The following is a 13,905-nucleotide window of genomic DNA, read 5'->3' on the forward strand; positions in this document are numbered from 1 at the left end:
TAATGTTGTTCATAAACAATCAAGAAACATCCTAATCTACTAACTTAATAGTCATTAATTTTCTTAGTAGATATATAATTAATAAATAGAATTAAAATAAAAGTCATTGGTAATATAAAATAATAGATCTTATAGAAGTATATCTTTATGAAAAACAGCGCTCACTTAACGCTGGATAATTATAGAGGGAAATAGACTCCCTCTATAATAAATATTAATATCAATTTATTTAGCAAGACTATTACCTAAACTCGAATTCATGCTATTTAAAATATCACCATTATCCGCATCAATTTCCCATGCAAATAATCCTCCAAGTTTGTTCTCTAACACATACTTCCCTTTTGCTTGCACTGAACGTTGATCGTCAAAGGTAATCAGATCCCCTGTTGATGCTTTAAATACATAGGGCGCTTCTGCGACTTCATCATAGCTATATACCCATTGTCCGCTCATATACTGATTTTTGATTTGGCGATAATCAACAACTCCATTTTCCCATGTCCCTGCAACTGGGCCTGTCGCTTTCCCTGTAAATGGATTACCGTTGGTATAGCCATTCACCCCCGTCCATCCACGCCCATACATCGCTGCACCTACCACGATTTTCGCGGGATCAACACCTTGATTCAATAAAGCATTTACCCCATTAACCGTTGTATATTCCGTATCTGGACGCCAACTGGAGGCATTAAGTGCGGTTTGGTAGCCAAGTGTATTTAAATCAAATGCACCATAAAAGTCGTAGCTCATCATAAAAAAGTGATCAACCGATTTTTGTACCTCACCAAAATCGACTTTATCTATTTTGGCTTTCGCGGCACTAATAGCTGATGTTAATTGATATTCGCGCCCGGTTTCTTTCTCTAATTCATCCAACATCGCGCGAAGCTCTTGCATCAACAATAAATAAGTTTCACCATCTTTATCTGACGCTAATGTGGTGCTGGCTCCATTTGCACCAGGATATTCCCAATCGATATCAACACCATCGAAGAATTTCCATGTCAACAAAAACTCTTTGACAGACGTTACAAATTTGTCTCGTTTGGTTTTATCCTTCATTGCATAAAATGGATCTGATAATGTCCATCCACCAACAGAAGGTAATATTTTCAAATGGGGATAGGCTTGCTTTATTGCCATTAACTGCCCAAAGTTACCTTTATATGACAATGAAGTTCCTGTTTGAGAGACATTAATTGCAGCCCAAGGATCATGAATAGTCACTTTATAGTCATCCCTACCTGTACATGACTTCTGCAATGACTCAAAGCTACCTTCAATTTGCTTTAAGCTATCATTAATTCCATTTCCGCCGCATATAGGAATAAAAGCATACAAAATATGAGTAAGATTTTGTGCCGGTATTTTATCGGCAGAAAATTTCCGTCCATATATTCCCCATTCAACAAAATATGCAGCAACGACTTTTCCTGAGTCTTGCTTGTAAGCTTGGTTATTTTCTAAAAGTTGCGTTTGCAACGGAGCAAAATGACTTCCATCTGTATCTTGGACTGTAATTTCAACCACATCACTAAAATTACATTCGTCGCCATTGCATAGTGCAACCTTCAATTTATACTTCCCGCCTTTAGATATTGAAAGGCTTGCTTGACCTGAAGAGCTGGTTGAAGGACCACTCCATACCTCTTGGTCATTCAAATACACTTTTGCCGTAGTTCCATAATCTCCATACCATAAATCCCAGGAGACATTAAAAGTTGCCGCCTCTTTTCTCGTCACTAATAATTCATATTTATCCTCATTAGGGTTAATTTCAACAATGCTATAGGTGTTATCCATCCATTGAATTGTGGGCTTTCCGGGCAACGCTGCATATGCAAACTGAGTAGCACAATGACCGATAAGTGCTGCTAGCATTAACTTATTTAGTCTAAACATGTTTTACCCCTTAATGTGTTAAGGAATACGGGATATTTTATTGAGTTCAACAATTAATCGTTCGATATTAATCGCTGATATTGACATCACTAACTTGGTAGAATGCATTTGACGTATCATAAACATCCCACACCGCAAGGATGACATGATAGCCAGAGCGGTCTTTCGGCACATCACACTCGATTTCTGTGACGACTGGTGGTCTAACGCCATTTTCATATTTGACACAGAAAGGCGTTAAATCAAAAGAATCGCGTGTGAGTGGCTGTGATGGGTCCCAATCAGGCTTAGTGATAAAATACCGCCAGCTATCGGTAGAATGCACAACGGTTAAATACCAAGCAAAGGTATTTTTCCCCGTTTTAAGCTCACTTTTTACCCATCGGGTCGGCGACTGTTCATCCATTTCAGAGTGAGCTGCTATCGCAGCACTGGCAATGACTCCATCAGCCGGACCAGCCTCAGGGAATCCTTTTGGTGCTTCAAAACTATGTGGGTCATAAGGTACTTGATTGCCACAGCCCGTATTTTTTAATTCAGTGGTATTACGCACCGAACATAAATAAGCACGACTTGGTGGCTCTGTTGTATAACCATGTGCTAGGGCAAACTGAGAAACGCCTAGTAATAGCGATCCTAAACAGCTTAAGGATATAAGATGCTTAAATTGATTTTTCATAATGCACCTCTTTATTCACTTTATAATAAATGTTTTTTAAACAGTGCGATAAATAGCCATCACACGGTTCATTTATATTATTATCAGTTTAAAAGCGTTTTTTATGAATAAATCAACGAGCTAAATTAAATATTTATCATGATAAGTATTTTTTTAAATATGAATAGATATATTTTTATATGAAAATAGAAAAGCAGAAATGTTATTTAATAGATATCACTAATCTTTAATAAAAAATTCAGCCCCTTTAAATTTGGGGCTGACGCTATTATTTTTTGAATAATTGAAAAACAGACATGCCCGCAATCATGGCTAATGTAAAAATGATCCCTTGTGTTAACCCCATCCCCGTTAATAGCAATACAGGCCCAGGACAAATACCGGCTAATCCCCAGCCAAGTCCAAATAACACACTCCCTATCACTAGAGGCTTATCAATTTTTTGATTGGTCGGGATCTGCATAGGGCATTTTAATACACTAGCTTGACGTTTTTTGGCGAAGGCAAATGCAATTGCACTGATCACCATCGCCACTGCCATAGTGACTAATAAAGAAGGATCCCAATTACCCGTAATATTTAAGAAGCTAAGAATTTTAGCCGGATTTCCCATCCCCGCTAATAATAGCCCCAAGCCAAATAATAAACCTGAGATTAATGCGATAATAACTGGCATAACTTTATCCTCTTAATCCCAATAAATTTATAACCGCTACCGTCGCAAATGCCACTAACATAAAAGTGATAACCGCAACTATCGAACGCCGAGAAAACCTCGCCATACCACAAATTCCGTGACCACTTGTACAGCCACTCCCTAATCGCGTACCAAAGCCGACGAATAAACCGGCGAGGATAAGGATAGGGGTGCTCGTCGTGATCGACACTTCCGGTGAAAAGAAAAAGAGCGTAAATAAAGCAGGAGCCGCCATAATCCCGAGCACAAATGCCACCTTCCAAGCGGTATCCCCTGCAATCGGTTTTAAAACGCCACTTAAAATACCGCTGATACCAGCAATTCTGCCATTAAAAAGAAGTAATAGGGAAACTGCCGCGCCAATTAATAAGCCCCCCATCGCAGCTGACCAAGGGGTAAAATTAGCCCAATCAATAGACATCATTATTTCTCCTGAACCGGACAATAAAGTTGGTAAAGTGTATTCAGTAACGTGAAGAGCTTTTCATCGGCAATCGCATAATAAATTCGTTTACCTTCACGACGTGTCGTCACGAGCCCTTCATGACGCAATACCGTTAGTTGTTGAGAAAGGGTTGGTTGCTGTATGCCCAGCGACGTTTCAAGATCGCTCACACACGCCTCACCTTGCGTTAACTGGCATAACAGAAGTAATCGATCCGGATTACCTAATGTTTTCAGCAATGATGACGTTTGTGTTGCAGACTGCTTCATCGCCAAAAGCAATTGGTTTGTAGAGTCCTCGCTCATAAATCCTCCCAATAAACACATTATCATAAAATATAATATATATTTTTATATAATGATAGCCAATAATGCTTGTTTCCTCATATCGGCTTATATTATGCTTAGTTATATGAAAACCGTTCGAATCCCCATTTATCTTCAACAAAAAGCCATGCGCATGCTGAGGGCAAAACTGAATTTAGCCCAACAAAAGCTGGAACAAATCTTTCCAGAACCAACACTTAACTATAAGCAGCGAGGAACAACAGCAGGGAGTGCCTACTTAAAAGAGTGGGAAATTCGTTTAAATGCTGTCTTACTGATTGAAAATGGTGATAGCTTCATTAATGAGGTGATCCCTCATGAGTTGGCTCATCTATTAGTGTATCAAGTCTTTGGCCGTAAAGGTATTGCTCCCCATGGCAAAGAGTGGAAGTGGATGATGGAACACGTTTTAGACGTTCCCGCAAAACGTACACATCGCTTTGAAGTCACGTCCGTCAAAAGTCGCACTTTTACCTACCATTGTGCGTGTTCCACAACGCACGAATTAACCATTAGAAGGCATAATAAAATTGTCAGAGGGGAGAATCAGTATTTGTGCCGAAAATGTGGGGAGGTTTTAAAACAGAATGAGTGGGTGAATGCGGCAGATGTTGAATAACACTGCCGCATCAAGTCGATGGTGTGTCTTTAGGCGAACTCCGTCATTACCAATTTGGCAATTTCGAAGTAAATAATTAGACCCGTTCCATCAATGAAGGTTGCAATAAACGGCGCAGATACTACTGCGGGGTCAACTTTTAATTTCTTCAATACCATTGGGATAATCGAAGAAACAATTGCACTCCACATGGTGATAGCAACAATAGTTAGACTTACTACAATCGTCACTTCAGCGCCCACACCCAGTATCCATGCCCTAATCAAAGCAGCTGCACCAATAGTCACGGCCACTAAGAAAGAGGTTGATACTTCTTTTTTCAATACCGCGCCCAAATTACGTAGGCTCACTTCCCCTAGCGCCATCGCCCTGACAAGGGTTGAAGTGATTTGCGTTCCACTGTTCCCGCCCGTTCCAATTAATAATGGAATAAAGAAGGCCAGAGAAATCGCAGCTTCTAATTGCTCTTCAAAGGCTTTTAATACTGTACCGGTATAAGCTTCCGCAACAAATAGCATTAATAGCCATACGACACGTTTACGCCATAACGTAATAGGACTGGTTGCTAAATAAGGCTCTTCAAGTGGTGTAGTCGCCCCTTGAAGTTGTGCGTCTAATGTATTCTCATCTTCAATTAATTCAGCAATATCTTGAGGACGTAATACCCCCATCAATTTGCCAAATTGAACAACGGGTATCATATCCAAACCACTATGGTTGATCAGATCATAAACATCATGACGTGATTGATCAGGCGCCACTGAAAAGTAGTTGTGTCTCATAATATCGGATACAAGCAACCCTTCATCCGCCGCTAATAGCGATTTGACTGAAAGAATACCATTTAAATAATTTTCCTGATCAACAACAAATAAATACGTTGGGATCTGCTCACCGTCTAAGTGTTCGATCAAATTCTTTTTCACGCAAGCAACAGAATCCGCAATAGAAACAGGCAAATAAGATTGGCTCATATATGCGCTGACAGTTGCGTCATCAATTTTTGGTTGCTGAGTGTTGTTGTTATTCAGGCGTGCGCCTTTCATTGCGGACTGAGCAATTGCTACAGATCCCGCTTTGTTCTGGGTAGTGAAAGTCATTTTTTTAGTCCCTAGTTACTGTTGTTTACTCAAACAGTACTCACATAGGGGCGAAACCAGATGAGAGAATGCGGTGGCTATCTCTACGTCTCGGTTTTAGCACTATACAACGTATCCAACTTACATTGGAAGTTACATGGGGATATACCTTCGTTCGATATATCCTGTCCTGATCTTGGGCGTCTCTCGACGTCGTCAGATCAGTAACCTGTGTTTGTATAGGAGCCTCGCCTAACGAGATACTGCACTTTTGATGCGACGCGAATTATAACCATAAGATTATTAATTACCACCCCGAAAATAGCGTTAATAACACATGTTGATTATCTTGTTTAGGTTTTGTTTAAGTTGATGTATGACAACAATTCGTCGCGTTACTAAATGTAACCAAGCATGTATTAATATTTTATTCACTGTTCAAAATACGCTGCTTTTGACTTATTTTTTACACGTGAATAAAAAACGTAGTTACCCGATTAATAAATTTATAACGCAATGACAAAAAAGGAAAATTACTTGATTTTATCTAATTTATTTTATCTTTCATCCTAAGGTAAAAGAATAATATTGAATATATTAATTTGCATTATTATAATTTTTTGAATAATCTATACTATATAAAACAAACCCGCCAAACAGGTAAATTATTTTATTTCTGTCACATCTTATTTAATTTTAATCAACCATCATAAAAAAACGTCTTAATAAGAGAATGCACTTAATGCATTATTTAATTCGAAAAAAGTCTCAGCTTATTAGTATTTCAAAATAAAAATACATAATCACATATTAATTTAGTGGTTAATATATTTATTTTTATTTTAAAATACCGCAAGGTTAATTAAAGAGTGAAGTTTTAATTATGGACAGAACCATTGTCGGTATGCTGACAAATCTAACATTTCGAGTGAATGATGAGATAAAAATCGCCGCTATATCAGCGTTAGGAGATTATAAAGCAACTATTGAACACCAAGAAGCTATTGTTCGTATTATCAATCTTTGCCAAGATCCAAATAAAGAGATTGCAGTATCAGCTATCAACACATTAAGTAAATTATCCGTTTATTTTATACCTGAAGGATATACACTTAAATAAACTCGTTTAATGTGTTATATCGATATTCAGTTACCTTTTATTATATAATAACTTACAACCAATTACGTATTTTTGTTTAATAAATAATACATAGGTCACTGTCTCATTACTTAGCCACTATAATGAGACAGTTCATTGATGAGGTCACTTACGCTATTTCTGTATCACCTTGTAATTGGCAGCTACAAGCCAAGACATAACCGGCCGCAATCTCTTCTTCTGTCAATGTCATGGTACTGCTCGTCGTATAATTGCCTGAGAGTACTTTTGTTTTACAGCTACCACAAACACCAGCACGGCAAGCCGCAATGACTGGCTGTTTATTTTGTTCTAAAGCCGACAGCAACGACGTTCCGACAGGGACTTTAAAATCGACCAAACGGTGGCGTATTTTTAATGTCACTACGTCTTCACTTTCAACCGGCTCCGGCTCTAGCGAAAAACGTTCCATAAAGAAATGATCAGCAGGTACACCTAGGCTTTTAGCGAATTGCTGAGCATTCTTCATATAAGGTGTAGGCCCACAAGTCATGACCACTCTAGCGCTAATATCCGGCACCAAGGCAGAAAGTTTCTCAAGGGTTAATCGCCCTTCTGCGACGCCACCATTATCTGGCGTTTCCGCCATAATGCACAGTTGTAATCGAGATGAATATCGCTCAATCAACTGATCCCATTCATCCGCAAAAATGACTTGTTGGCTATCACGCACGTTAAACAAAACTTTGACATCCGCCTGAGGCCGATTAGCCATCAACCAACGCACCATCGACATAATTGGCGTCACACCACAGCCAGCGGCTAACATCAGATATTGGTTACTATTGAGCTCTGCACAGGTAAACTCCCCCTGAGCGTCAGAAAGCCAGAGATAATCACCGGGTTTTACTGCCCCCGTTAACCAGCATGATCCTGTGCCTTGTTCTAAGCGTCTTACCGTAATCGTGATAAAACGGCTTTGCCCAGGTGTCGATGAAATCGTATAAGCTCTCATGATTTCATCGCTGTTTTTAATACTAACAAGTGCATATTGACCGGGTGAATATGTATAAAAGTCGTGATTGATTAAATTAATCGTCCATACATCGGAGGTTTCTTGATGAATAGAATGTATTTGCATTCTATTTGGACATAAACTACTCGGCATTGTCATCCTATCACTCCAATTGGGGGGAAATATCCCCCCTTCACTCTTAATATTAAGCAGGCAGAATTTCAGCTAGATCTTGTTCAACTGTTGTAATGCTACGCATACCGAATTTTTCGTTCAGCACATTTAATAAGTTTTCAGTTAAGAAACCAGGTGCTGTTGGGCCGGTATAAATATTTTTAACGCCCAGCGACAACAGCGTCAGTAAAATAACAATCGCTTTTTGTTCAAACCAAGACAGAATCAAGCTCAATGGTAAATCATTAACGCCACAACCTAATTTTTCGGCTAAGTTCACTGCAAGCATGATTGCTGAATAAGCATCATTACACTGACCCACATCTAGTAGACGAGGTAAGCCTTCCAATGTACCAAAGTCTAATTTATTGAAACGATATTTACCGCATGCCAACGTGAGAATTAAGCAGTCTTCCGGTACACTGCGAGCGAAATCCGTATAATAACTACGCTCACCACGGCTACCATCACAACCCCCTACTAAAAATACGTGACGTAATTTTTTCTGTGAAACTAAATCAATTACGGTATCAGCGGCACTCAATAATGTTTGACGACCAAAACCAACCGTAATTTTGTGTTCAATTTCTGTATATGGGAAGCCATTCATTGATAGAGCTTGATTGATCATTTCAGAAAAATCATCTCCCGTTAAATGTTTCGCTCCAGGCCAACCCACGATACTGCGAGTCCAAATACGATCTTTATACTGACCGACATCAGGGTCGATAATACAGTTTGAAGTCATCAGCACAGGACCCGGGAATTTCGCGAATTCCGTTTGCTGATTTTGCCAACCACTACCATAGTTACCAACAAGGTGTGAATATTTTTTAAGTTCAGGGTAACCGTGAGCAGGTAACATCTCACCGTGAGTATAAATATTAATCCCCGTTCCTTCCGTTTGTTCTAACAACATTTTCAAATCTTTCAGGTCATGGCCTGAAATAAGAATACATTTACCAGCAACAGGGCGAACATTGACCTCTGTTGGCACAGGGTGGCCAAACTCCCCTGTTTCACCTGCATCTAGAATTTCCATGACTTTGAAATTCATTTGGCCAATCGCCATCGCGTTATCAAGCAGTTCATTCATATCCGCTGGTAACGTACCGAGCCACGCCATGATTTGATGATATTGACGATAAATATCATTATCATATTGGCCTAATACATGAGCATGCTCCATATAAGCGGCAGCACCTTTTAGCCCATATAAGCAAAGCATGCGTAAGCCATGAATATCATCACCCACTTGTGCTTTATCAATATCAAGTGCGAACGCTTCGGCTTGTTTTTGCAAGGTCGCAATATCGTTGCCATTTAATTGGATATTAATCAGGGGGTGATTAAACACAATGGCACTATTTTTAGCTTGGCATTGCTTGATTAATTTATCACGCAGATAAATCGCTTCACGTGCATAGCCAATAATACGCTCTGAATCAAAGTTAACGTTTGTCAGTGTTGAGAAAAAAGCTCGAGGAGCAAAGCTATCGACATCGTGGTCAATAATTCCCAATTCACGGGCCGTAACTGCACTCGCCGACAGACTTTGTAGTACAGCCACTAATAAATCTTGCAGGTCAGACGTTTCCGCCGTTTTACCGCACATACCCTGCGCGTATGCACAGCCATTGCCAGCTGGAGTTCTAATTGTTTGTTCACATTGCACACAGTACATGTTCATTGCCTCATAAGTTGCATTTTGAATACAACATTAAGATTAAACCTTTTTCGATAATAAGAAAGCGGATTTAAAGCTTATCTGATGCTTTATTGATCTATATTAATGTTTTTAGTAAATGAGAACTATTTGCATCTATCTCACTAATAAAATAAGGAAAATTAGCCTTATGACAGTATCCTTAAGATAAATAGTTTCATTTTTGCTCGAATTAGTACTTGCTAAATTTGATTTGTTAACTTGATAATACCCGCGCTTAATTTGTTAGGTACAAAAAGATTTCACTTAGTTAGTAAATGGCTTAAAGGATTTTTTATGAAGAAAAAGACTATTCTTGCAGTGACTATCTGCTCATTATTCGCGGCGGGTGTTACCAATGCTGCTGAGGTTTATAACAAAGATGGCAATAAACTGGATGTTTACGGTCAAATTGATGTTCGCCACTATTTTGCCGATGCAAAAAGCGGGGAAGATGGGGATGATTCACGAGTCCGTTTAGGGTTTAAAGGTGACACGCAAATTACAGACCAGTTAATTGGTTTTGGTCGTTTTGAGTGGGAAACGTCGACCAATAAAGCGGAAACCAGTAATGATAACCAAAATCGTTTAGCGTACGCTGGATTAAAATTTGCAGACTACGGCTCACTTGATTACGGTCGTAATTATGGTGTGATTTATGATACCAATGCTTGGACAGACGTATTGCCACTTTGGGGTGCTGATACCATGGATCAAGAAGATACCTTCATGATGGGCCGTAACCGCAATTTACTAACTTATCGTAATAACAATGGTTTTGGTTATATTGATGGTTTAAGCTTCGCTCTACAGTACCAAGGTAAAAATGGCGATCAAAATAAATCAACCGGCTCAAGCGCATTAGATAACAATGGTGATGGCTACGGTTTTTCTACCGCTTATGAATTAGGTTGGGGTCTCTCAATTGGTGGCGGTTATTCAAATTCATCGCGTACGCCAAGCCAGAATAATATTAAAACGGGAGCAACAGGAAAACGCGCCGAAGCTTGGAACGTTGGCAGTAAATTAGAACTTGATGAGTTATATTTAGCCGCGATGTATGGGCAAACACTCAACACAACCCGATTTGGCGATGATGACGCTGAGGCGATTGCCAACAAAACAGAAAATCTTGAACTAGTTGCATTGTATTCGTTCGATTTTGGCCTGACACCCTCCATTGGCTATAACCAATCTAAAGGTAAAAACCTAGGTAATTATGGCAATAAAGACTTAGTGAAGTATATTGCGGTTGGTGCATCCTACGATTTCAACAAGAATATGGCCGCTGTCATTGATTACAAAATCAATTTATTAAAAGATAACCAATTCACCGATGACTATGGTATCAATACAGACAATGTGCTTGGCTTAGGTTTAATTTACCAATTTTAAATCTATTTAAGTAATTCACCCCCATTATGGTTTTCATAGTGGGGTGAATTCCATCATACGCAATTATCCCCAAACGTCCTGTCATTCCCCGACTTAAATATTAACTTACCGATTATTTTATTAACAAATCTAATAAACTTTAGCGCATATCCCTTATTATTTACTTAAACTAGCTTACTTTATACAGATATTATAAATGATTACACATTTATGACTTATTAATTTCACTTTAATTAAATAACGTCATATTCCAATAATTAAAAAAAGTAAAGTCTTACGTTTTATTTGCTTTGTTTATTAAATAAAATACCTGACAATAAAATTGTGGTATGGTTTGACATACTGCTTGTCATACTAAAATTACAATAAGTTGCTATACATCACTAATAGAGAGTCATAAAAAGATGTCTGAACAAAGTTCAATGAGTCAATCCGCAATGAAATATCGTTTCGGAATACTCAGACGATTAAAAGAATCTAATAAGACCCCATTTGGCATATTGCTTTTATCCGCGGTCATTGGTGCATTTGTTGGCTTGGTGGGAACCTTATTTGAACTAGGCACAACATGGGTGAGCAACTATCGAAGCAGTTCTGTTAATGAACTTATTACCGACAAATGGCTACTTATTCCTGCTATGTTTGCAGTATCTGCAATATTAGCGATGATAGGCTATTATCTCGTCAAGAAAATCTCACCAGAGTCAGGGGGATCAGGGATACCTGAAATTGAAGGCGCATTACAAGACCTACGCCCTGTACGATGGTGGCGCGTTATCCCCGTTAAATTTTTTGGTGGATTAGGTGCATTAGGCTCTGGAATGGTGCTAGGCCGCGAAGGCCCAACAGTACAGCTCGGCGCCAATATCAGCCAAATGTTTTATGATATTTTTCGTATTAAAGATAATGAATCACGTCATACGTTATTAGCTGCGGGTGCAGCAGCGGGGCTATCAACGGCGTTCAATGCCCCACTGGCAGGTATCTTATTTATTATTGAAGAGATGCGTCCACAGTTTAAATATAGCTTAATATCCATAAAAGCAGTGTTTATTGGTTCAATTACCTCTACCATTGTCTACCAATTAATCAGTGGTCAAGCCGCCATCTTAAATATTGGACAATTTTCATCTGCTCCCTTAAATACATTATGGCTTTATTTAATTTTAGGAATGCTATTTGGGGTGATTGGTATTTGCTTTAACCGCTTTTTGCTTTATCTACAAACGAAATTCCTCGCATTTTATCAAAATAAAGTTTCTCGTTTTGTATTAATGGGAGGCCTAATCGGTGGATGCTGTGGTGCTATTGGTGTTTATACTCCTGAAGTTGTTGGAGGCGGTTTTTCTGTGATCCACCAAATGGTAGCAGGAAGTTTTACTGTATCGGTCTTAATACTGTTTTTTGCCCTACGCTTCCTCACATCCACTATCAGCTTTAGCTCTGGTGCCCCCGGTGGTATTTTCTCTCCACTACTCGCTTTAGGTACGCTTTTTGGGGGCATTTACGGTTACTGCGTGTTAGAACTTTTTCCGGATTACCACATTGAAGTGGGCACTTTTGCTATTGCGGGTATGGGCGCTTTATTTGCCGCGACAGTCAGAGCGCCGCTAACGGGGTTAGTGTTAGTACTCGAAATGACCAGTAACTACCAACTTATTTTACCTATGATTATTACCTGTCTAGGCGCGACCATGGTAGCGCAATTTTTAGGTGGTAGACCACTTTACTCGGTTTTATTAGAAAGAACATTGCAAAGAAGTGCACAAGAAAAATCAGCAGAGCAAACCAAAGCGGCGAGCTAAGCTTAATCAACCAGCGGGATGTTTTACGCATCCCGCAATTGTCTTAACCTAATCAAACACTACCGCTTTTTGGCAATTAATGTCGCGAAATTAAGTTTTATACGGTTACCTTGCGCATCCGTTCTATGCAGATGACCAGGATTTTCATTATATTTTAAAATCTCCCAGTCTTTGTAATATTCATGCAACTCCCCTGCTTTGAGGAAGCATTTGAATGGGATCAAATCTAAAGGAGCATCTGGCGTTTCAGCAGCACATACGATCACATTAATACCACCCGGTAATGTGTGTGCTTGCATGTTAGCAATAACATCCGCAATACGTTCACGCTGCAAAAACATTAATACAACGGTAGAGATGATTAAATCATAATCGTCTTTGATTTGATGGCTATTAATATCATAAATCGCAGTTTTAATATTTTCTATACCAGCTTGTTTTTTGACAAATTCAATGGCCTGAATATGTTGTGGGTTAATATCTACCGCTGTCACGTCATAACCTTGCAATGCAAGATAGAAGCTATTGCGTCCACGTCCTGATCCTAAATCTAACGTTTTACATGGCTGAGACAGGTTATTTTCACACAAAAATCTCACTTCCGAATGTGGGATAGTTAAGCCATATTCTTTATAGAATTTGATATCGGGATGACATAAAAAGGAGAGTTGGCACTGCATATCATCGCTGCAATCCGAAATTCGATGCCAAACTTGAGGCTCAATAATCGGTGGTTGGTTATTAATATCAAATGTAAATTTTTGCTCGCTACCGTCTTCTGAAAAAATAACAAAATCGAGTGATCCTTTTAGTACTCGAAGTTGTGCATAGGTATCTTCTTTCGTGTTATGGCGCTCTTGAAACATCAGAGGAAGAGAGGCTTTATCCCACACAGGCATAGTCTTATAACAAACTAACTCGCTCATATCATCACCTTTAAGTTGCATATTAAATACATCTTA

General features: G+C 39.0%; 13 protein-coding genes and 1 riboswitch. Of the genes, 4 read left to right on the top strand and 9 right to left on the bottom strand.

Annotation, left to right across the window (positions count from 1 at the left end; translation table 11 throughout):
- Positions 1-225: 225 nt before the first annotated feature.
- The 5 genes from PR709_RS03555 to PR709_RS03575 all read right to left on the bottom strand — a co-directional run bounded on the left by PR709_RS03555 (position 226) and on the right by PR709_RS03575 (position 4,031).
- On the bottom strand, positions 226-1,905 hold the full coding sequence (locus PR709_RS03555) for a glycosyl hydrolase family 18 protein (RefSeq protein WP_004922004.1): 1,680 nt from the start codon (positions 1,903-1,905) through the stop codon (positions 226-228).
- Between the two features lie 67 nt (positions 1,906-1,972).
- The gene (locus tag PR709_RS03560) at positions 1,973-2,584 is read right to left on the bottom strand and encodes a lytic polysaccharide monooxygenase (protein WP_004922007.1); all 612 of its coding nucleotides are present in this window, start codon (positions 2,582-2,584) and stop codon (positions 1,973-1,975) included.
- 268 nt (positions 2,585-2,852) lie between these two features.
- On the bottom strand, positions 2,853-3,260 hold the full coding sequence (locus tag PR709_RS03565; protein WP_272570722.1) for a DUF6691 family protein: 408 nt from the start codon (positions 3,258-3,260) through the stop codon (positions 2,853-2,855).
- A 4-nt stretch (positions 3,261-3,264) separates the two neighbouring features.
- Entirely contained in the window at positions 3,265-3,702 is a 438-nt protein-coding gene (locus PR709_RS03570; protein ID WP_169342121.1) for a YeeE/YedE family protein, read from the bottom strand.
- A 2-nt stretch (positions 3,703-3,704) separates the two neighbouring features.
- Entirely contained in the window at positions 3,705-4,031 is a 327-nt protein-coding gene (locus PR709_RS03575) for an ArsR/SmtB family transcription factor (protein ID WP_272570723.1), read from the bottom strand.
- A 106-nt stretch (positions 4,032-4,137) separates the two neighbouring features.
- On the opposite strand from PR709_RS03575, the gene PR709_RS03580 reads away from it, so the two are divergent.
- Complete coding sequence (locus tag PR709_RS03580; protein WP_141173165.1) at positions 4,138-4,671, top strand: SprT family zinc-dependent metalloprotease; 534 nt, start codon at positions 4,138-4,140, stop codon at positions 4,669-4,671.
- Positions 4,672-4,700: 29 nt separating this feature from the next.
- On the opposite strand, the gene PR709_RS03585 is transcribed toward PR709_RS03580, so the two are convergent.
- Entirely contained in the window at positions 4,701-5,771 is a 1,071-nt protein-coding gene (locus tag PR709_RS03585) for a magnesium transporter (protein WP_004922030.1), read from the bottom strand.
- Positions 5,772-5,845: 74 nt separating this feature from the next.
- A riboswitch (M-box (ykoK) riboswitch) is annotated at positions 5,846-6,017 on the bottom strand.
- Positions 6,018-6,633: 616 nt separating this feature from the next.
- Between PR709_RS03585 and PR709_RS03590 the strand changes: the two genes are divergently transcribed.
- Positions 6,634-6,870 carry a HEAT repeat domain-containing protein gene (locus PR709_RS03590; protein ID WP_004922032.1) on the top strand — a complete coding sequence of 79 codons (237 nt, stop codon included), beginning with the start codon at positions 6,634-6,636 and terminating at the stop codon, positions 6,868-6,870.
- 148 nt (positions 6,871-7,018) lie between these two features.
- Here the strand turns inward: PR709_RS03590 and hcr are convergent, their stop codons facing one another.
- Positions 7,019-8,023 (bottom strand): NADH oxidoreductase, encoded by a 1,005-nt coding sequence (hcr, locus tag PR709_RS03595; RefSeq protein ID WP_036941211.1) that lies wholly within the window; start codon positions 8,021-8,023, stop codon positions 7,019-7,021.
- 46 nt (positions 8,024-8,069) lie between these two features.
- Complete coding sequence (gene hcp, locus PR709_RS03600) at positions 8,070-9,722, bottom strand: hydroxylamine reductase (RefSeq protein WP_154625646.1); 1,653 nt, start codon at positions 9,720-9,722, stop codon at positions 8,070-8,072.
- A 318-nt stretch (positions 9,723-10,040) separates the two neighbouring features.
- Here hcp and PR709_RS03605 point away from each other — a divergent pair, with 318 nt between their 5' ends.
- Together PR709_RS03605 and clcA are read left to right on the top strand one after the other, a co-directional pair.
- Positions 10,041-11,138 carry a porin gene (locus PR709_RS03605; protein WP_060560860.1) on the top strand — a complete coding sequence of 366 codons (1,098 nt, stop codon included), beginning with the start codon at positions 10,041-10,043 and terminating at the stop codon, positions 11,136-11,138.
- Between the two features lie 404 nt (positions 11,139-11,542).
- Entirely contained in the window at positions 11,543-12,943 is a 1,401-nt protein-coding gene (gene clcA / locus PR709_RS03610) for a H(+)/Cl(-) exchange transporter ClcA (RefSeq protein WP_036941215.1), read from the top strand.
- A gap of 59 nt (positions 12,944-13,002) precedes the next feature.
- Here clcA and tehB read toward each other — a convergent pair whose 3' ends face one another.
- Positions 13,003-13,890, bottom strand: a complete 888-nt coding sequence (gene tehB, locus PR709_RS03615; RefSeq protein WP_014656432.1) for an SAM-dependent methyltransferase TehB — start codon at positions 13,888-13,890, stop codon at positions 13,003-13,005.
- Positions 13,891-13,905 lie beyond the last annotated feature (15 nt).

It is taken from the genome of Providencia sp. PROV267 (assembly GCF_028477825.1).
GTDB lineage: Bacteria > Pseudomonadota > Gammaproteobacteria > Enterobacterales > Enterobacteriaceae > Providencia > Providencia stuartii.

Excerpts from the sequence above, each read along its gene's own strand:
- PR709_RS03555 (WP_004922004.1), bottom strand. The coding sequence starts at position 1,905 with ATGTTTAGACTAAATAAGTTAATGCTAGCAGCACTTATCGGTCATTGT.
- PR709_RS03560 (WP_004922007.1), bottom strand. The coding sequence starts at position 2,584 with ATGAAAAATCAATTTAAGCATCTTATATCCTTAAGCTGTTTAGGATCG.
- PR709_RS03565 (WP_272570722.1), bottom strand. The coding sequence starts at position 3,260 with ATGCCAGTTATTATCGCATTAATCTCAGGTTTATTATTTGGCTTGGGG.
- PR709_RS03570 (WP_169342121.1), bottom strand. The coding sequence starts at position 3,702 with ATGTCTATTGATTGGGCTAATTTTACCCCTTGGTCAGCTGCGATGGGG.
- PR709_RS03575 (WP_272570723.1), bottom strand. The coding sequence starts at position 4,031 with ATGAGCGAGGACTCTACAAACCAATTGCTTTTGGCGATGAAGCAGTCT.
- PR709_RS03580 (WP_141173165.1), top strand. The coding sequence starts at position 4,138 with ATGAAAACCGTTCGAATCCCCATTTATCTTCAACAAAAAGCCATGCGC.
- PR709_RS03585 (WP_004922030.1), bottom strand. The coding sequence starts at position 5,771 with ATGACTTTCACTACCCAGAACAAAGCGGGATCTGTAGCAATTGCTCAG.
- PR709_RS03590 (WP_004922032.1), top strand. The coding sequence starts at position 6,634 with ATGGACAGAACCATTGTCGGTATGCTGACAAATCTAACATTTCGAGTG.
- hcr (WP_036941211.1), bottom strand. The coding sequence starts at position 8,023 with ATGACAATGCCGAGTAGTTTATGTCCAAATAGAATGCAAATACATTCT.
- hcp (WP_154625646.1), bottom strand. The coding sequence starts at position 9,722 with ATGTACTGTGTGCAATGTGAACAAACAATTAGAACTCCAGCTGGCAAT.
- PR709_RS03605 (WP_060560860.1), top strand. The coding sequence starts at position 10,041 with ATGAAGAAAAAGACTATTCTTGCAGTGACTATCTGCTCATTATTCGCG.
- clcA (WP_036941215.1), top strand. The coding sequence starts at position 11,543 with ATGTCTGAACAAAGTTCAATGAGTCAATCCGCAATGAAATATCGTTTC.
- tehB (WP_014656432.1), bottom strand. The coding sequence starts at position 13,890 with ATGCAACTTAAAGGTGATGATATGAGCGAGTTAGTTTGTTATAAGACT.